General features: G+C 40.5%; 17 protein-coding genes. 5 read left to right on the forward strand and 12 right to left on the reverse strand.

Annotated elements, in window-relative coordinates; translation table 11 throughout:
• The first annotated feature begins 171 nt into the window (after window positions 1-171).
• Window positions 172-1,392, forward strand: a complete 1,221-nt coding sequence (locus LDL79_RS03405) for a DUF4998 domain-containing protein (protein WP_225599158.1) — start codon at window positions 172-174, stop codon at window positions 1,390-1,392.
• Window positions 1,393-1,479: 87 nt separating this feature from the next.
• On the opposite strand, the gene LDL79_RS03410 is transcribed toward LDL79_RS03405, so the two are convergent.
• From LDL79_RS03410 to LDL79_RS03425, 4 genes are read right to left on the reverse strand one after another with little or no spacing between them, the layout of a single operon-like run.
• Window positions 1,480-2,427 (reverse strand): aldo/keto reductase, encoded by a 948-nt coding sequence (locus tag LDL79_RS03410; RefSeq protein WP_225599159.1) that lies wholly within the window; start codon window positions 2,425-2,427, stop codon window positions 1,480-1,482.
• Window positions 2,428-2,444: 17 nt separating this feature from the next.
• Window positions 2,445-3,275, reverse strand: a complete 831-nt coding sequence (locus tag LDL79_RS03415; RefSeq protein WP_225599160.1) for an MBL fold metallo-hydrolase — start codon at window positions 3,273-3,275, stop codon at window positions 2,445-2,447.
• A gap of 2 nt (window positions 3,276-3,277) precedes the next feature.
• A complete protein-coding gene (locus LDL79_RS03420; protein WP_225599161.1) occupies window positions 3,278-4,072 on the reverse strand; it encodes an SDR family NAD(P)-dependent oxidoreductase in 795 nt (264 codons plus the stop codon).
• A 14-nt stretch (window positions 4,073-4,086) separates the two neighbouring features.
• The gene (locus tag LDL79_RS03425) at window positions 4,087-4,479 is read right to left on the reverse strand and encodes a DoxX family protein (RefSeq protein WP_225599162.1); all 393 of its coding nucleotides are present in this window, start codon (window positions 4,477-4,479) and stop codon (window positions 4,087-4,089) included.
• Between the two features lie 152 nt (window positions 4,480-4,631).
• Here LDL79_RS03425 and LDL79_RS03430 point away from each other — a divergent pair, with 152 nt between their 5' ends.
• Window positions 4,632-5,486 carry an AraC family transcriptional regulator gene (locus LDL79_RS03430; RefSeq protein WP_225599163.1) on the forward strand — a complete coding sequence of 285 codons (855 nt, stop codon included), beginning with the start codon at window positions 4,632-4,634 and terminating at the stop codon, window positions 5,484-5,486.
• 212 nt (window positions 5,487-5,698) lie between these two features.
• On the forward strand, window positions 5,699-6,292 hold the full coding sequence (locus LDL79_RS03435) for a hypothetical protein (RefSeq protein ID WP_225599164.1): 594 nt from the start codon (window positions 5,699-5,701) through the stop codon (window positions 6,290-6,292).
• A gap of 51 nt (window positions 6,293-6,343) precedes the next feature.
• Here LDL79_RS03435 and LDL79_RS03440 read toward each other — a convergent pair whose 3' ends face one another.
• Both LDL79_RS03440 and mnmA read right to left on the reverse strand, forming a co-directional pair.
• Window positions 6,344-7,279 carry an NAD(P)H-dependent flavin oxidoreductase gene (locus tag LDL79_RS03440; RefSeq protein ID WP_225599926.1) on the reverse strand — a complete coding sequence of 312 codons (936 nt, stop codon included), beginning with the start codon at window positions 7,277-7,279 and terminating at the stop codon, window positions 6,344-6,346.
• 6 nt (window positions 7,280-7,285) lie between these two features.
• A complete protein-coding gene (gene mnmA / locus LDL79_RS03445) occupies window positions 7,286-8,485 on the reverse strand; it encodes a tRNA 2-thiouridine(34) synthase MnmA (RefSeq protein ID WP_225599165.1) in 1,200 nt (399 codons plus the stop codon).
• 189 nt (window positions 8,486-8,674) lie between these two features.
• Between mnmA and LDL79_RS03450 the strand changes: the two genes are divergently transcribed.
• Entirely contained in the window at window positions 8,675-9,640 is a 966-nt protein-coding gene (locus LDL79_RS03450; RefSeq protein ID WP_225599166.1) for a fasciclin domain-containing protein, read from the forward strand.
• A gap of 81 nt (window positions 9,641-9,721) precedes the next feature.
• On the opposite strand, the gene yidC is transcribed toward LDL79_RS03450, so the two are convergent.
• From yidC to LDL79_RS03475, 5 genes are all read right to left on the reverse strand, one after another.
• On the reverse strand, window positions 9,722-11,587 hold the full coding sequence (yidC, locus tag LDL79_RS03455; RefSeq protein WP_225599167.1) for a membrane protein insertase YidC: 1,866 nt from the start codon (window positions 11,585-11,587) through the stop codon (window positions 9,722-9,724).
• Window positions 11,588-11,688: 101 nt separating this feature from the next.
• Window positions 11,689-13,329, reverse strand: coding sequence for a CTP synthase (locus LDL79_RS03460; protein WP_072983701.1), 1,641 nt, complete (start codon window positions 13,327-13,329; stop codon window positions 11,689-11,691).
• 108 nt (window positions 13,330-13,437) lie between these two features.
• Window positions 13,438-13,680, reverse strand: a complete 243-nt coding sequence (locus LDL79_RS03465; RefSeq protein WP_084673160.1) for a DUF3820 family protein — start codon at window positions 13,678-13,680, stop codon at window positions 13,438-13,440.
• Window positions 13,681-13,682: 2 nt separating this feature from the next.
• Window positions 13,683-14,249, reverse strand: coding sequence for a pentapeptide repeat-containing protein (locus LDL79_RS03470; RefSeq protein WP_225599168.1), 567 nt, complete (start codon window positions 14,247-14,249; stop codon window positions 13,683-13,685).
• A 2-nt stretch (window positions 14,250-14,251) separates the two neighbouring features.
• Window positions 14,252-15,562: an MATE family efflux transporter gene (locus tag LDL79_RS03475; protein WP_225599927.1), complete on the reverse strand. Its 1,311-nt coding sequence runs from the start codon at window positions 15,560-15,562 to the stop codon at window positions 14,252-14,254.
• 205 nt (window positions 15,563-15,767) lie between these two features.
• Here LDL79_RS03475 and LDL79_RS03480 point away from each other — a divergent pair, with 205 nt between their 5' ends.
• On the forward strand, window positions 15,768-16,352 hold the full coding sequence (locus tag LDL79_RS03480; RefSeq protein WP_225599169.1) for a hypothetical protein: 585 nt from the start codon (window positions 15,768-15,770) through the stop codon (window positions 16,350-16,352).
• Here LDL79_RS03480 and LDL79_RS03485 read toward each other — a convergent pair.
• Window positions 16,349-17,878, reverse strand: a complete 1,530-nt coding sequence (locus tag LDL79_RS03485; protein ID WP_225599170.1) for a GH3 family acyl-acid amido synthetase — start codon at window positions 17,876-17,878, stop codon at window positions 16,349-16,351. The genes LDL79_RS03480 and LDL79_RS03485 overlap by 4 nt on opposite strands.
• Window positions 17,879-17,939: the final 61 nt, after the last annotated feature.

Below are 17,939 nucleotides of genomic sequence, written 5' to 3' on the forward strand. Positions count from 1 at the left end.
TGAAGTACTCTCCTTCTATTATTCAAATAATCCTTTGAATTTCAGCTGATTTAAGCAGGACACTACAGGTTAGACAAATGCAAACCCTTAATTAATTTTACGGGGATATGAGCGAATACCTTGTTCTTCGCAATCGATATCGCTAATAAAGTTTAATCATACGTAGTACACATGAAATTAAAATTACGCTTACATCCTTTTTTCATTTTGAGTTTTCTGGCACTTGGAAGCACCTGTATGGTATCTTGTGATTCAGACGACACCTTACCGGTAGAACCGGAAGAAGCTACAGTTGCTCAGCTGCAATCCTTTTCGGTTAAACCCGGAAAAAACCGAGTTTTTGTAGAAGGAACAGTTCCTGCCAATGCCGATATTGCTGAAATTAGAATTTACTGGAATGAGCAATCAGATTCCAAGACCATTGCGGTCTCCTCTTCTTCTGAAGCGCAGCAAATTTCAACGTATATCGAAAACCTGGATGAGAAATTTTACGCATTTGAGGTGCAAACAGTAACCGCCGCCGGAGATGGCTCTATTCTCTTAAAAGGAGGCTCAGAAGTTTACGGCGATAATTACAGCAACCTTTTATTTAATCGTCCTGTTAACGCCAATGTTCTTGAAGAAAGTTCGTTAACTATAGAATTTGGTGAGATGGATTTAAGTACCGGTGTTATTGGCACACAACTCAATTATGAAACTACCGAAGGTTCCCAAGAAGAGCTTTTTATTCCGGTAAGTAAAAACGATCTTAAAATCACAGACTTCAAAGTGGGTACGTCGTACAGCTATCGCAGCGTATTTGTGCCCTCTCCTGTGGCGGTTGATACGTTTTATACAGATAATGCGAGCTATATGCCTATTGAGTTTCCTCAACTCGTAAATGCGGCTGTACCATTTGCGGCAAGCTCCATAAGCGGTCGCTGGGGAATTCTGGAAAATTGGACCACTACAGATCCCGTACTTATTCATAACGGTCACGGCGGTTGGGATGAGTGGAACAACAATATTTTTAATATTGAATCTGGCTGGGGAGCTCCCGCTATCACGAATGGAAAAGTTTACCAATCCGTAATGACCGGTCCCGGTGAATTCGCGCTTGAAGTTTCTGTTAGAGATAGTAACCACAGTGAGAGTGATGAGGGCGGCGCTTATTTTGTGATCGCTAAAGGAACCACATTACCTGATGTTGCTGATGTAACAACCTCTGCCGAAGTTCTTGCTTACGAACGCATACATACTACTGCTAATTCCGGCACCCCGGAAATCTACAGCATCCCTTATACCATAGAAGAAGCTACAACCATTACCATCGGTCAGGTCACCACACAATGGGGACAAACACCCGGACGTTTCTGCAATATTTTCTCTTTTGAAATTGTGCCCGGTAATTAAGATTATTTATTTGAACTAGCCATCCAAATAGAAAGGGGAACTTTAGTTTAAAGTTCCCCTTTTTAAAATCAAAACAACTAACTAAACTTACTTACTCGCTGTGTTTAAAACAGCAAGATCTTCAGAATCTAATTTTAATTTTGGTGCTTCAAAAATGGTCTTCAATTGCTTTTCACTCGTCGCGCTGGCAATAGGAGCGCCTATATGTGGTTGCGCCATCAACCAAGCCAAGGAGACCGTCGCTTGAGATGTGCTATGCTTTTCAGAAACTTGATCTAAAGCTTTTAAAACTGCAAGTCCTTTCTTATCTAGATATTTTTTTACACTATCTCCGCGTACGCTCTTATTTAGATCGTCCTCAGAACGATATTTACCGGTTAAAAAGCCTGCGGCTAATGACCAATACGGAAATACTGTAAGGTTATATTTTTCGGCCAAAGGTGCATAGTTGCTCTCGTAGCCTTCTCGCTCTACTAAATTATAGTGCGGTTGCAAGGCTTGATACTTAGGCAGATTATTTTTTTCTGAAGCTGCAAAAGAAGCTTCTAGTCGTTTTGGTGAAATATTTGAAGCCGCAATATGACGCACCTTTCCGGCTTTAATGATTTCATCGTATGCCTCAAGCGTCTCTTCCACCGGAGTTTTTTCATCATCAAAATGCGTATAATACAAATCAATATAATCTGTTTGTAAGCGCTTTAATGATTTGTCAACCGCTTCCAGAATATGTTTCTTACTGGTATCAACAGGGTGGGTTCCGGTTTCGCCACCTACTTTAGTCGCCATTGTGATTTGATCTCTGTTTCCGCGAGATTTCATCCATTTTCCTAATATGGTTTCAGACTGACCGCCATCTTTTCCATCGACCCAATAGGAGTACATATCTGCGGTATCAATAAAATTGAATCCGTGATCGACAAAGGCATCAAGAATTTCAAATGATTGCTTTTCATCTAAGGTCCAGCCAAAAACATTTCCTCCTAAATTAATAGGTGTTACGTGTAAATCAGTGGTTCCTATTTGTATCTTTTTCATTGCTTTTTATTTTCTAATTATTGTCCTATTGATTTTTCCATAAGAATGCGCCATACGTTCATAGGCAGCCATTCTTCATAATTTTTCCAATGTTTGTATTTTGGCAACTCAACCTTATTTGGAATCTTAAACAGATTAGTCCCGTTATCCAGCTCTGTTTGAACTGCCGCATACAAATCATCAAAGTAGTTTTGCATCAGCGTGAGGTCTTTGCGCGTACCTACAGCACGCACGTGCGACATCAATAAAGTATCAAAATCCAATTGCTGAATCTCTTTTAGCGATGCCACCCAGTTTTTAGGGTCAGCGTCCGGGAGGTATGCATAAAGCACGCGATCTGGCACCACGAGATCAATGGTAAAAACGATGTTATGCTCGGGAAATCTAAATACGGTCATTCCGTCTCCGTGATTTCTTCCGTAGAAAAATAACTCGATTTGCTTATTTCCAATGGAATAAATGGTATCGCTTCCCGTCCAGGTTTGATCAGGCATCAAAACATCCGGATTGGGCGTAATCGTTTGTGCTGCTTTCTCGTGACTAATGATTGTTGCACCTTCCGCTTTAAAAATTTGAGCTCCGCTGATATGATCCCAATGATTATGACTGTAAAATACTGTTTTAACCGGCAAATCAGTCACCTTGTTTATAGCCTTCATTGTAGCTTCAGCATGTCGTGCATCTAAAGGATCTATAACCACAACTTGATCATCAGTCACATAAAAGCAAGAATAGGTACGGTCGCCCACCATATACAAGTTGTTTTCGACCTTAATTGTCTTTATTTCCTGCGCTTGGACTAAAAACCCAACAAAGATGGCAATCGCTACTGTGATTGTATTCCTCATAGCTATACGATATAGTTTGCCACACCGCCATCAACACGTAATGCGGCCCCATTTGTAGCTGCTGAAAGCGGACTCGCAACATAAACGACCATATTAGCTACCTCTTCTGTTTCTGCAAAGCGTTGAATGAGGGAAGTTGGTCTGCGCTCTTCAAAAAACGCTTCAACAACCTTTTCTACTGAAGTATCCTGTTCTTTGGCAGTTTCCTTGAGATCATTGGCATTCGCTCTACTCATTGTTGGCCCCGGCAATACACTGTTTACAGTCACATTAGTTCCCTTACTCAGCCTTGCTAAACCTCTGGAGATCGCAAGTTGGGCGGTTTTACTAAAGCCATAATGCACCATTTCGGTTGGAATATTCAGCGCAGATTCACTTGAGATGAAAATAATTCGGCCTTCATTTTTCTTCAACATTTTAGGGAAATAATGACGCGCGAGACGTACGCCACTCATCACATTCACTTCAAACATCTCAAACCATTCGTCATCTGTGATATTCTCAAAATCAACCTGATTAAAAATCCCCACATTATTCACGAGAATATCTACATCAGGAATCTCCTCTAGAAGATGGTCAATGTGCTCCTTTTTTGCGAAGTCGGCAACGATACCTGTAATTTCTTCATTTCCGGTTTCTTTCTTCAAGTCTTTAATAACTTCTGCGATATCCTTGGCTTTTCTTCCATTGATAATTACGTGCGCACCTTCTTGCGCCAGACCTTTGGCAATGGCTTTTCCTATTCCGGCAGTAGAACCGGTTACCAATGCAGATTTTCCTTTTAACTGTAAATCCATAGCTTTTTTTGTTGTTAGTTGCTTTTGCTTAAAACGCCTTGATTGTATTCTGAAAACAAGAAGAGGATTGCGAGGTACAATCCGTAAAAGAGTTGAATCGCAACCGCCGACCAATTTTCTTGAAACGAGCTGCCAAAAATGAGTACGCACACTAGTACAATACTCACAGCAGCAGTCTCCTTTGCTTTAAAACCAATGATAAGCGCTATTCCCAATAACAACTCGACAAATGGAAGTATAAGGGCGAAAGGCTTAACGAGTTCAACCGGCAAATAGGTTTCGGCAAAGGAGTTGGTCATACCTTGTGCAAAAGCCGTGAGTTTAGGGATACGTATAAAACCGTGTCCTAAAAAACTAAACCCGATAGGCAATCGCGCCAACGTATAGGCTGCTTGTTTCCTAGTCATAACTGTGAGGTGGGTTAAGGCTATATTGAAGTCCTGCCGTTTGGGACAGTTCTTCAGTTTTAAGCATTAGCTGTTTTTCTTTTCTACGAAATAACAACAGAACGACTTCAACTTTCTTGTAAAAACAAATGATTAAACTGTAATTTTACATTATGAAACGTTATACTCAGTTTAACAGATTGATCGTTGACGACTTTACTACTGATGTTTGGCAGCATCCGTTGCACAACCACAATCATTATGAAGTGATCTTCATCAGGTCTGGCAGCGGCATTCACCATCTCAACAATAGTCTGGTGCCCTACGAGCCCGGACACCTCTATTTACTAGGACCCGAAGACGAACACGAATTCATTATTGAAGAGACGACAAACTTTGTCTATTTTAAATTTACCAAACTCTACTTTGACACCTTTGATGGCGAAAATCCGGCGGTATGGAATCAACATATTGATAAATTGTTGAGTAAAAAATGGAGTAGAAAACGGAATTTGCTGAGAAACAAAGAGGACGTTAGTATTGTTGACGATCTGTTTAAGCTCATTGTAACCGAATATGAACGTAATGCACTTTTAAGCAAAAAGCTGGTCAATCATCACTTTAAAGCCATTTTATTGGTATTGAATAGAAATGGGCCGAACTGCGATAAAAAGCAACAACGAAGAGCCGACTCAGATATCACCGAAGCCTTGCTAGAATATATTGAGCTTAACATTTATGATCCTAAAAGTGTTTCTCAAAAGCAGATCGCGCAGCATTTTCACTATTCGCCAAACTACATCGGGATCCTTTTTAAAAAGAACATTGGAGCTTCGCTTAAAAAGTACATTCAGGATTATCGCTTCAACCTATTAAAACAGCGACTCAAACACGGTCACTTGAGCACCAAACAACTCAGTCTTGATTTCGGGTTTACTGATGAAAGTCACCTGCATAAATTTGTAAAGACTCAATCAGGAAAAAGTCTACTTCAGCTTAAAAAACAGATTTTACCAGAACGCGCGTAGTCTTCTTTATACACATTTAACATTCATAACCGCTTTTATTAAGCGTATCAAACACTCATCTGTTAATCAACATATTAGTATTTTAAATTATGTGAATTTTTAGAATTTTCACTTAACAGAGCTTAACAAAACCTGAATTTTTTTAATACTTCTTAAGCATTAGGCTGTGGAATATAGCCCTAGTTTAGCTCTAAACATTAAAATCTAAAAAGATGAAACGTTTATTGATATATACAGGAACAGCTATTTTTTCGTTAGCGATTTTGGCGTGTAATACGCAAACAACTAAAAAAGATCTAGCTGAAAACAAACCTGCAGAAACCGAACTTACTAAACCGCAACCACCTGCTGAAGAAGTAGTTCCTGAAGGATACGAAGTTTATAAGAGTCCGAGCCTTATGGAAGGTTGGAAGTTGAGCTTTTTGCATCCCGAGCGAGCTTCGGTAGAAGGATCAGGTACACAAATGATCATTAGATACACCGGTAAAGACAACTCCTTCTACGGTGGTTTGACTGACGGATTCATTGTTTCTATGACCATGAGCAACGATGAAGCTTTGGAGCAAAAGATTGAAAGCAACACCCCAGAGAAAATGGGTGAATACGAGGTGTATTCTTATCGAGCATTGAATAGTATTGGTTCTGCACAGGTAGATCATTACTTGATTCAATTAAATGCTTCAGGAGATTCACAACCGGTTTATGCCGACTTTTCAATGGCGGTTAAAGGTGATTCTGATGCTGAATATAAGGCGATGATTCAAGAGATTTTTGAATCGATGACTTGGTCGCAAGAAACGGTATAATAAGAATTAATTAAAAAGTAAAAAGGGCGCTCATAGCGCCCTTTTCTATGTTTATAACTCAGGGAGTTTTGTTGCTTGAAATTCTGAAATAATCTCGTCTACCACAGCTGCCGCAGGCTTGATCTCATGAATGAGTCCGGCGATTTGACCGATTTCGAGTTCGCCTTCTTCAAGATCACCCTCGAACATTCCTTTTTTAGCTCTTCCTCGGCCTAGTAAAGCACTGAGTTGCTCTTTAGTAGCCGTTGTTTCATAAAGCCGCTTCACATCAGTATAGAACTTATTTTTAAGTAATCTTACGGGAGCAAGCTCTTTTAGTGTAAGTTCGGTAGCGCCTTCTTTGGCCTCCACCACCAGATCTTTAAATGCTTGATGACTGCTGGCTTCAGGCGTAGCTACAAATCTGCTGCCGATCTGCACACCATCTGCTCCTAAAATCATCGCAGCGAGCATCCCTTTTCCGGTAGCAATACCGCCGGCAGCAATTAAAGGGATATCAAGTTGCTCTTTCACCATAGGAATCAATGTGAACGTTGTCGTCTCCTCCCGACCGTTATGGCCTCCTGCTTCAAAGCCTTCAGCAACCACGGCATCCACACCTGCTTCTTGCGCTTTCAAAGCAAACTTTACACTACTCACCACGTGCACGACTTTTATACCATGCTCTTTGAGATGTGAAGTCCAGGTTTTAGGGTTTCCGGCACTGGTGAAGACGATTTGTACTCCTTCCTCGATAATGATTTGCATTAATTTATCGATATCAGGATATAGCAGTGGTACGTTGACACCAAAAGGTTTTATGGTAGCCGCTTTGCATTTTTGAATATGCTCGCGTAACACTTCAGGATACATAGAACCTGCACCAAGAAGTCCCAGCCCTCCGGCATTACTCACAGCGCTGGCGAGTTCCCAGCCACTATTCCAGACCATTCCGGCTTGAATTAATGGATATTCAATATCAAAAAGTGCTGTTATTCTATTCAAAATAAAGGTTTATGAGATTACACCGCTGCCTAGACATTCTGCGCCGTCATACCAAGCAACAAATTGTCCTTCGCTAATCGCAGCTTGTGGATTATCAAATGAAACAAACAGACCATTTTCCACTTTGTGTAACCACGCATTTTCTAGCGGCTGGCGGTAACGTATACGTGCTTTTGTTGCTCTAACTTCACCTTCTGCTAGCTTGAGGTCTTCTCTAATATAATGCACTTCACTTTCCTGTACAAAAAGTGCCTTGCGCAATAATCCCGGATGCTCTTTACCTTGCCCGGTGTAAATGATATTTTCCTCAACATCAGTATCAATAACAAAAAGTGGCTCGGGAGTCCCGCCTACTGCGAGTCCCTTACGCTGTCCTTTTGTAAAGTAATGTGCGCCTTGATGTTTCCCAACGATTTTTCCATCGGTTAAGCTGTATTTTGGCTTTTTAGCTAAAACGGTAACATCTTCTACAGCTATATCTGCAGCGCTATTCTCGTGTAAATCTTCAATTTTTTCCTGGGCGCGTGCTGCTGAAATTTCAACGATCACACCTTCTTTAGGCTTCAATTGCTGTTGAAGGAAATCTGGCAAACGCACTTTTCCTATAAAACATAAGCCTTGAGAGTCTTTCTTCTCTGCAGTGACCAAATCTTGTTCCTTTGCTATCTTACGCACTTCGCTTTTTTGCAAATGCCCAATAGGAAATAAAGTTTTAGACAACTGCTCTTGAGATAACTGGCATAAGAAATAGGACTGATCTTTGTTAGCATCGGCGCCGGCAAGCAATTGATAAACCGATTTGCCATCAACCTCTGTCTCGCCTCGCTGACAATAATGCCCTGTAGCAACAAAGTCTGCGCCCAATTCTAGGGCGATCTTCATAAAGACATCAAACTTGATCTCCCGATTACACAGCACATCAGGATTAGGGGTGCGGCCCATCTCATATTCGCGAAACATATAGTCTACAATACGCTCTTTATATTGCTCACTTAAATCCACCGTTTGAAAAGGAATACCTAGTTTTTCGGCGACTAACATCGCATCGTTACTATCATCAAGCCACGGACATTCATCTGAAATAGTCACCGAATCATCATGCCAATTCTTCATAAAAAGGCCAATAACATTATATCCGGCTTCCTTTAGCAAATAGGCAGAAACACTACTATCTACTCCACCACTAAGACCTACAACTACGGTTTTCATACTGTTTAATTTGAATGCTAAGTCGAATTCTATGATGCAAAATTACGAAAGTTTAAAAGAGTTTTCCTGCTTGGCCACATCGAAGCTCATGAATAAAAATATAAGTTTTTGTTTAACCTTTTTAACTATCTATTAAACATTCTGAGTGTAAACAACTTCTATTTTTACCAAAATCAAAAATCAAATCCTATGAAAAAGTTAACAACAAAAATCCAATTAATCCTGTTTACCGCACTACTAGCGGGGTTTACATCGTGTAGCGATGACGATGATGCCGGGATGATCACTGAAGAATCTGAAACTATTGCAGATTTTGTCGCAAGTGAAGAAGATTATTCTTCTTTAGCAGAAGCACTAGACCGCACTGGTCTTACTGCAACCCTTGATGCAGAAGGAACTTATACAGTGTTTGCTCCCAATAACGCTGCATTTGAGGCGTATTTGGGCGGAACCGCCGTTGCTGATGTTCCGGTAGAAGATTTGACGCAAATCTTATTGAATCACGTTTTAGCAGTAGAAGCACGTGCGAGCAGTTTGGCGACCGGGTATGTAAATAACTTGGCTACCTATGCAGATACAGATGCAAATCTAAGCATGTACATCAATGTAGATAGCGATGTAGTTACTATTAATGGAGGTTCTGAACTTGAGGGTGGTGCTAATGTAACTGCCACAGATTTTGAATTCTCTAATGGAATTGTGCATACTGTAGATGCCGTGATCGCATTGCCTACCGTTGCAACTTTTGCAGTGGCTGATCCTACTTTTACACAATTAGAAACAGCACTTACAGCCGATGCGTCTTTCTCTTTTGTAAATACGCTGACTTCTGCAGGAACCTTTACCGTTTTCGCTCCAACTAATGATGCTTTTGCTAATCTATTAGCAGAGCTTGAAATTTCAGGCTTTGGTGATCTAGATACGAGCGTACTTGCCGCAGCGCTTTCATTACACGTGGTGAACGGAGCTAATGTAAGAGCTGAAGATCTTACTACAGGAACAGTAACTACTTTAGGCGGTGCTATTGAAGTAGATGCTTCTAATGCTACGCTTACAGATGCTAACGGAAGAGTGAGCACTATCGTAGTAACTGATGTACAAGCTTCTAACGGAGTGGTTCACGCTATTGACACCGTTTTACTTCCGGGCTTATAATCCATTGAAAAGAAAAATTGCAACAAAAAACCCTTCAAGAATTCTTGAAGGGTTTTTCTATTTAAGTTGGGACAAAAAAGATTACTTATTGCGTTGCTGTTTTTCAGCTTGCTCCATCATCTCAGAGAACTTCTGAGAGAATTTGCTTTTCTTTTTCGGCTTTGCCTTAGCTGTAGCGATCTTCGCGTGAATTTTATCTTCATCTAAAATAAAATTCTTGATCACAAGCATAATTCCGATGGTGATCAGGTTTGAAATAAAGTAGTACAAACTCAATCCACTCGCATAGTTGTTGAAGAAAAACAACATCATAATCGGCGACAAATACATTAGGAATTTCATATTAGGCATTCCCGGTTGCTGCGCTTGCTGCATACTTTGACCGGTGGTCATCGTCATATAAATAAAGATCGCAATAGACGCTAGAATCGGGAACAAGCTCACGTGATCTCCGTAAAACGGAATATGGAACGGTAAGTCTGCAATTTTATCATAGCTCGATAAATCGTCTGCCCATAGGAAGCTCTTATGTCTTAATGCAAATGCCGAAGGAAAAAAGGTAAATAAAGCATAAAACACAGGAATCTGAAGCAATCCGGGAATACACCCACTCAAGGGGCTGGCACCGGCTTTACTATACAGCTTCATCGTTTCTTGCTGCTTCTTCATTGGGTTATCTGCATACTTCTCATTAATCTCATTGATCTCGGGTCTTAACACCTTCATCTTCCCTTGAGACAAGTACTGCTTGTATTGCACCGGAGAAAGTAATAATTTGATGGAGATCGTCAATAAAATAATAGCGATTCCCGCAGGGAAATACGCGATCAAGAAATTAAAGAACGGAATGATCAAGTATTTGTTGATCACACCAAAAATACCCCAACCTAGCGGCATTGCTTCATCAATATCACGATCGTAGTTGTTTAAGATCTGGTAATCGGTAGGACCGTAATAGAAGTCCATCGCATAGTTAAGTTCACCATTTACCGGCTTCAGTTGCATATTTGCAGCATACTGCTTGGTATATACAGTATCCACTTCTTCATCTTCAACCAGATTTTTAGAAGAAAAACGCACTTCGTCAAAAGGTTGATCGGTTAATAATATAGAACTGAAGAAATGCTGTCTGAAGTTAAACCAGTCTACATTGGTCTCGATCGCATCATCGTCACCGGTCTGGCTTAATTTATCGTGATCGCCTTCCTCATATTCATAGGTTAGGCGTGTGTAACGGTTTTCATAGGTAATACTTTTTGCGTGACGATAGCCCTTTAATTGCCAATCTAAATTGATAGGCTGCGAGGTGTTCACTACATTTTGTAACCCTACAGTTTTGATACCGAAGCCCATCATATAATCGTCTGGCTTCAGCGTATAACGGTATTCTAAATATTCTGAATCAGAAACTTTAAGCTTCATAGAAAGTACTTGATTCTCACCTTCTTTTGAAAGTGAAGGTTCAAAGTACAGGTTCTCACTATTCAACGTGCGGTTGTCAGTGGTACTGAAAGTCAAATTAAATCTGCTGTTTCCATCTTTAATTAGATAAACAGGAACCGAATCATAACTTTTAAAATTCTTCAAACGCGCTTCGGTAATAAAACCACCTTTATTGCTCACTTTAAGCGCTAGCACATCATTCTCCAGTTCGGTAACATCGTCTGTCGCTGAAGGTAAAGTTGCTGAGTACGCAAAACTTCCTAAAGTAGCTTTGTAGCGCTCCAATGCCAAAGAATCATTTTGCGGCGTGGTGCTTTCAACTACAGCATCAGTTTGTGATGCTTTTTCCGCAGCTGCTTCCTGAGCTTCCACTTGCTCCTCTTGTGCTTTCTGCGCAGCAAGCTCTTCGTCAGAAGGCTGGTTTTGCCAAAGCATAAATAATAAAATAGCTCCTATTAAAAGGAACCCAATCATTGACTGTTTGTCAAATTTCTTTTCTTCCATAATCATCGAGGCTTACGCCTAATTGTATTCGTGTGTAATTTAGTTTACGGGAAACCCGGCTAAAATGCTTGAGTGGCTAGAAGCAATAACAATCCCATAGATTAGTTATGTGCCACATTGTCGGAACTTTTTGATTGACTGTATTTTACTGCAGCCTGAACATACGCCACAAAAAGCGGATGCGGATTCGCCACAGTACTCTTATATTCAGGATGGTATTGTACGCCTACAAACCAAGGATGATCTTCCATCTCAATGATTTCTACCAAGCCCGTTTTTGGATTGGTCCCCGTGATTTTAAGTCCGGCTTTTTCAAGCGTTTCTCTATAAGAATCGTTGAATTCGTAACGGTGACGGTGACGCTCGGTGATCATTTCGGCATCATAAACATCAGCAACAATACTACCAGCAGCCAGTTTACAATCCCAAGCCCCTAAACGCATCGTTCCGCCCATATGCTTTAGATCTTTTTGATCTTCCATCAACGAGATTACAGGAGCCGAAGTATCTTTTTGCATTTCGGTAGAATTGGCATCTTTTAATCCTGCGACGTTGCGCGAGAATTCAATAACTGCCATTTGCATTCCTAAGCAAATTCCTAAAAACGGAATTTTATGTTCACGGGCATATTGCACCGCTTTGATCTTTCCTTCAATACCGCGCTCACCAAAACCTGGAGCAACCAGTAAACCGTCTAGTTTTGAAATTTTATTCTGAATCACATCCTGCGAAATAAATTCAGAATGAATAGGTTCTACGCGTACTTTCACTTCGTTTTCAGCACCGGCGTGAATAAAGGCTTCTAAGATCGATTTATAAGAATCCTGAAGCTCAACGTATTTACCAATAAGACCAATAGTTACCTCTGCCTTTGGATTTTTATGTCTGCGTAAGAATTCATTCCAGCGGATAAGTTCCGGCTCATTCTCCTGAGATAAGCTAAGCTTCTGAAGCGTGATGGTATCAAGCCCTTCTTCTAACATCAAGTTAGGCACATCATAAATCGTTGATGCATCAATAGACTGAATCACCGCCTCTTTGCGCACATTACAAAACAGCGCCAACTTCTCACGAAGATCATCGCTCAATTCGTGCTCGGTACGACAAACCAAAATATCAGCTTTAATTCCGCTTTCCATCAAAGTTTTTACCGAGTGCTGCGTAGGTTTAGTTTTCAATTCACCTGCAGCCGACAGATAAGGAACTAGCGTTAAATGAATAACCAAAGCATTCTCATCACCCAATTCCCATTTTAACTGACGTACTGATTCGATATACGGTAACGACTCAATATCACCAACGGTTCCGCCAATTTCAGTGATCACAATGTCATAATCTCCGGTGTTCCCCAGATGTTTGATACGCTCTTTTATTTCATTAGTAATATGCGGCACCACCTGAACGGTTTTACCTAAAAATTCACCGCGGCGCTCTTTTTCAATAACGCTTTGATAAATACGACCTGTGGTCACATTATTAGCCTGAGAAGTATTTACATTTAAAAAGCGCTCGTAATGTCCCAGATCTAAGTCGGTTTCTGCACCATCATCGGTAACATAGCATTCTCCGTGCTCATAAGGGTTAAGTGTTCCCGGATCAACATTAATGTATGGGTCTAATTTTTGAATAGTCACGCTATAGCCTCTAGCCTGAAGTAATTTAGCCAATGAAGCTGCGATTATACCTTTACCTAATGAAGAAGAAACCCCGCCCGTGACGAAGATGTACTTTGTATCTGCCATCTGTATCCTGATTATTTTTTAAGCTCTTTTTAACATGAAGAGCGCGTCTACGGGATGCAAAGATAGCGATTTATTGACGAACCTTTTAAGCGGATTTTAGGATAATTTTTAAGGTTTTCTTTTAGGCTGAGGCGCTGGGTATTGTCGTTTGATTTTAAAAATAAGCTCTTCTAATCCATTGATTTTAATCTCGTGCATTTGCTGCATCATAAAGCCCAGTTTACCTTCAGGAAAGCCTTTTTGCTTAAACCAAGTAAAATAATACTCGGGGATTTCTACAAGATACCGATCTTGGTATTTACCAAACGGCATTTTGTAATAGGCAAGTTCGATAAGGCTTTCCGGATTCAAGATCAAACAATTTTAATGTGGTAACTACTGAGTAATCCTGCTAAACCTTCTTTGCTGAAGATCGCCCCGCGTATTTTATTTTCATCAGGATTGAGTTCATAATGTACCGCAGAAGAAAAATCGGTTTTTTCCAGATTGGTTTGGTCAAACGTGGCTCCTGCAAGATTGCATTCGTCAAGAAATACACCCGTAAGATTGGCTTCGGTAAAATCAGCTTCTTTTAATTGACATTGGCTGAACTGAGACGAACTCAAATCAACTTGATAAAAACTACTAAAATCAAGCGTACAACTCGAGCAATAGATCTGAAAAAGAAAGGTGTTACAAGCTTCAAAAGCAATACCAAGCATTTTGCACGCCGAAAAGTCACACTCTTGAAAGGCCGTCTGTATCAATTTGGCACCACTCAAATCGCAATTTTCAAACGTACAATTGGTAAACGTAAGCTTTGAAAGATTGGCTTTAGCAAAAACACAACTCTTGAATACGCAATCTTCAAAATCTGCTACAAGTGGATTTTCGGCGAAATTGTGATTTTCAAAAATTTGGTCTGTGAGGAGTTCGTTCATAATTAGCCTGCTGTAGTTTTTCCTTCGGAAACTTGATGAATCAGTTTTCGGCTTAAATAAATAAAACGAATATACAACAACACCGCCGAAGCACTAAGCCCTGCAAGCAAACCATACCAAATTCCCTGACTTGCCATCTGATCTTCCTGACCAAAATACCAAGCTACCGGAAAGCCAATTAACCAATACGCGATAAAACAAATAAACGTGGGGATATTCACATCTTGCAATCCGCGCAAAGCTCCCAAAATCACTACCTGCAAACCATCACTCAATTGAAAAAGGGCTGCTACAATAAGCAACTGCGCTGCAAGCAGGATCACTTCAACATTATCAATATAAAATGTGGGTAGGATATCTTTGAGAAGTATAAACCCAACGGCAAAAACCGCTTCTATTAAAAACACCTGCAAGAACAGCGAGAAAGCAATACGCCGCATATTTTCAAAATCTGCCTTTCCTTTTTGATTCCCAACTCTAATAGTTGCGGTAACACCAAGACCCACTGCGATCATAAACGTCATCGCCGCGAGATTGAGTGCAATCTGGTTTGCCGCCTGAGCATTAGTACCTAAAATTCCAGATAAGAAAATACAGGAAGTAAACAAGGACACTTCAAACAACATTTGCATTGCCGTAGGAAAGCCCAGATCAAAAAGCTTTTTAAAAATAGGAAGCTGAAACGCTTTGCGTCTTGTCCATACAAAATACGGTTGAAACTTCTTTTTTCGGCTTAAAATATAATACAGCATCCACAGCATAAAGAATCGCGAGATCAAGGTTCCATAAGCGGCACCCACTAACTCCAAACGCGGGAAGATCCAGAAGCCGTAGATCAGGAGAAAGTTAAAAAGTACGTTAACTACATTAGAAACCAGAGTAGCATACATCGCATAGCGCGTGTTTGACAAGCCATCTGCAAACTGTTTAAATGCCTGAAACACCATCAACGGAATCAAGGAAAACGCCACAATATCCATATACGGGATAGCGAGCTCCACAACCTCGACAGGCTGATCGAGATAGTACAAAATAGGTTTGGCCAGCAGCAATAAAACAAAAAGTAAAATACCATTTAAGGCACACATCACGATCCCGTGATGAAAATAATTACGCCCGGTTTGTGTATCGCCTGCACCATCAGCTTCAGCAACTAAAGGCGTGATCGCAAATGAAAAACCAATCCCCAAGGACAGTGCGATAAAAATAAGACTGTTACCTAAAGAAACAGCTGCCAGTTGGGCAGCACCCAAACGCCCAACCATTAGATTATCGGCTAAAGCGACAAGAATATGTCCCAATTGCCCCAGCATTACGGGATAAGCGATCTTTAAATTATGTCGAAATTCTTTAGTATAATTTGATAGCACGACGGTATTTTTTAAGGACTGCAAAAGTAAGATTTAAGTTCAAGAACAGTTGTACCCAAAATGAACCTTATTCTAAATTTAACCGAGAATGCATTTTAAAAACTAATTAACAGCCCAAGGCGAGCGCTATGAGTATCTTTACCATTCTATGCACAACGATCCCGAATTGACACATAAAGAAATACCGGATGTTCTTGCCCAAGAAATTAAAGTGGCACTCTCGTATTACCCCGAACTTGCAGAAACACCTATTGCGTTTCGGTTTAAGAAGGATATAAAAAAGTCTACGATGCAGGCGCAACCGGCATTTAGTTCTTTATTGAATCCGCGCGCAAAGCGGAAATATTTTGTGTTTATAAGTGAAAAAATTCAGATTGAAACCGAATCGTTCAAGATCACTGATATTCCTTCTGATGTTCTAATTGGATGGATTGGCCACGAACTGGGCCATATTATGGATTATAAAAACCGAAGCAGTCTGGGACTGGTTTGGTTTGGCTTAAAATATTTATATTTCCCAAAATTCATCAGAGAAGCAGAACGTGCAGCAGACACCTTTGCCGTCTCGCACGGAATGGGAAAGTATATTTTAGTCACGAAAGACTTTATCCTGAATCACGCACATATTTCAGCAAAATATAAAGCGCGTATCAAACGCCTCTACCTTTCTCCGGAAGAGATTATGCTATTAATTAATGAAAATAAAAATCTAGAAGAAGAACTCGAAGTTTAAGCGTGTTCTTTTACAAAGGCTTCCCATTCGGCGAACTTTTCTTCATTCATCACCTTTTCCATTTTTACTTGTCCGCCTTTTTTCTTGTTGGCGCCACTCCATTCGTAGAAAATTTCAGGACTCACCGTGTTTACAAAAACGCCTTTAAGCGCTTTACTTCGCGCCACTCCGTAATTCTTATTGGCTTCCTGCAAACTTTTATCTAAAGCATCTGCCAATTCTTCATTAGAAACTGAAGTTTCGGTTCCCAAATACCAATAATGGTAAAACTCATCATCTTCGGGATTGCGTTTTGCCGCGATAGTAAATTCCGGAATTTTAATATCAAATTGTTCCTCAAGTTCCTGCACCGCAGCTTCCATCTTATTTACTGAAAGTTGCGAACCTACCGTATTCAGGAAAAATTTGGTGCGCCCGGTTATTTTAATTTCTGCGCGTTCTTTGTTAGTAAAGGCAATGGTGTCGCCAATCAAATATCGCCAAGCTCCCGAAACTGTAGAAATAATTAAAATATAATCTTGATTTTCTTCTACATCTGCCAGACCCACCACAGGCGCATCTTGCACTATAGAACCGTCTTGATTGATATAATCCGGGTTCATAGGCACAAACTCAAAGTAAATACCGTTATCAGTTACCAATTTCATCGCATCGGTTTCAGGTCTTGCTTGAAAAGCAATAAAGCCTTCGGAAGCCAAATAGGTATCAATCACGGTGATGGGTTTCCCTAGAAGTGCATTGAAACTCTTTTCATAAGGCTGAAACGCCACACCACCTGAGGTGTACACTTGCAAGTTTGGCCAGATCTCGTGAATATTATTCAAATTATGATGCTCAATGACCTTCTCTAACATCAGCTCAATCCAGCTTGGAATACCGCTTAAGGCTCCAATATCCCATTCTTCGGCTTTCTCTGCAATATGCTGCACACGCTCATCCCAATCATCAATTTTTGCAATATCTTCTCCGGGTTTGTAATAGCCTCTAAACCAAAACGGAATATTACTTGCGCTTATTCCACTAATTTCGCCTTCTTCGTGACCATCGCGTTCTTGTAGATTGGTAGAACTTCCCAGCATCATAATTTCCTTTTCAAAAAAATCGGGCTCTAGATCAAAGTGAGCCAAGGCTCCTACCTGTTTGATCCCTGCCATACGTATGGCATCAACCATCTCATCAGTCACCGGAATACGCTTGCTGCTTTTTCCGGTGGTACCGCTGCTTAACGCAAAATAATGCGGTATTCCCGGCCAGGTGACATCACTTTCCCCATCGTGCAACTTAGACCACCATTCTTCATTTAAGCTGTTATAATCAAAAAAAGGAACTTCTCCCGCAAAGGTCTTTGCCGGATTTTCTGACTCTAAAATAGCTTCAAAACCGTAGAAGCTTCCAAACTGTGTGTTCTTGGCTTTTTTAAGCAAAGATTTTAAAACTTCCTCCTGCTCTTCTAACGGATTAGACTCCGGAATTACCTTATCTGAAATATCAATGATGCCTTTAATAAGCGAACCTAAAATTGCCATGATTTAGTTGTTAGTTTGGTTTGCTATAAAATTAAAAGACCTCGTGAAAACGAGGTCTTTA

Source organism: Leeuwenhoekiella palythoae (genome assembly GCF_020310025.1).
In the GTDB taxonomy this organism is placed as follows: Bacteria; Bacteroidota; Bacteroidia; order Flavobacteriales; family Flavobacteriaceae; genus Leeuwenhoekiella; species Leeuwenhoekiella palythoae.

Bases quoted from the DNA above. Each gene is read 5' to 3' on its own strand.
- LDL79_RS03410 (WP_225599159.1), bottom strand. From the start codon at position 2,427: ATGAAAAAGATACAAATAGGAACCACTGATTTACACGTAACACCTATT.
- LDL79_RS03430 (WP_225599163.1), top strand. From the start codon at position 4,632: ATGAAACGTTATACTCAGTTTAACAGATTGATCGTTGACGACTTTACT.
- LDL79_RS03470 (WP_225599168.1), bottom strand. From the start codon at position 14,249: ATGAACGAACTCCTCACAGACCAAATTTTTGAAAATCACAATTTCGCC.
- LDL79_RS03475 (WP_225599927.1), bottom strand. From the start codon at position 15,562: ATGCTGGGGCAATTGGGACATATTCTTGTCGCTTTAGCCGATAATCTA.
- LDL79_RS03485 (WP_225599170.1), bottom strand. From the start codon at position 17,878: ATGGCAATTTTAGGTTCGCTTATTAAAGGCATCATTGATATTTCAGAT.
- mnmA (WP_225599165.1), bottom strand. From the start codon at position 8,485: ATGAAAACCGTAGTTGTAGGTCTTAGTGGTGGAGTAGATAGTAGTGTT.
- LDL79_RS03435 (WP_225599164.1), top strand. From the start codon at position 5,699: ATGAAACGTTTATTGATATATACAGGAACAGCTATTTTTTCGTTAGCG.
- LDL79_RS03415 (WP_225599160.1), bottom strand. From the start codon at position 3,275: ATGAGGAATACAATCACAGTAGCGATTGCCATCTTTGTTGGGTTTTTA.
- LDL79_RS03405 (WP_225599158.1), top strand. From the start codon at position 172: ATGAAATTAAAATTACGCTTACATCCTTTTTTCATTTTGAGTTTTCTG.
- LDL79_RS03420 (WP_225599161.1), bottom strand. From the start codon at position 4,072: ATGGATTTACAGTTAAAAGGAAAATCTGCATTGGTAACCGGTTCTACT.
- LDL79_RS03450 (WP_225599166.1), top strand. From the start codon at position 8,675: ATGAAAAAGTTAACAACAAAAATCCAATTAATCCTGTTTACCGCACTA.
- yidC (WP_225599167.1), bottom strand. From the start codon at position 11,587: ATGGAAGAAAAGAAATTTGACAAACAGTCAATGATTGGGTTCCTTTTA.
- LDL79_RS03480 (WP_225599169.1), top strand. From the start codon at position 15,768: ATGCACAACGATCCCGAATTGACACATAAAGAAATACCGGATGTTCTT.
- LDL79_RS03425 (WP_225599162.1), bottom strand. From the start codon at position 4,479: ATGACTAGGAAACAAGCAGCCTATACGTTGGCGCGATTGCCTATCGGG.
- LDL79_RS03460 (WP_072983701.1), bottom strand. From the start codon at position 13,329: ATGGCAGATACAAAGTACATCTTCGTCACGGGCGGGGTTTCTTCTTCA.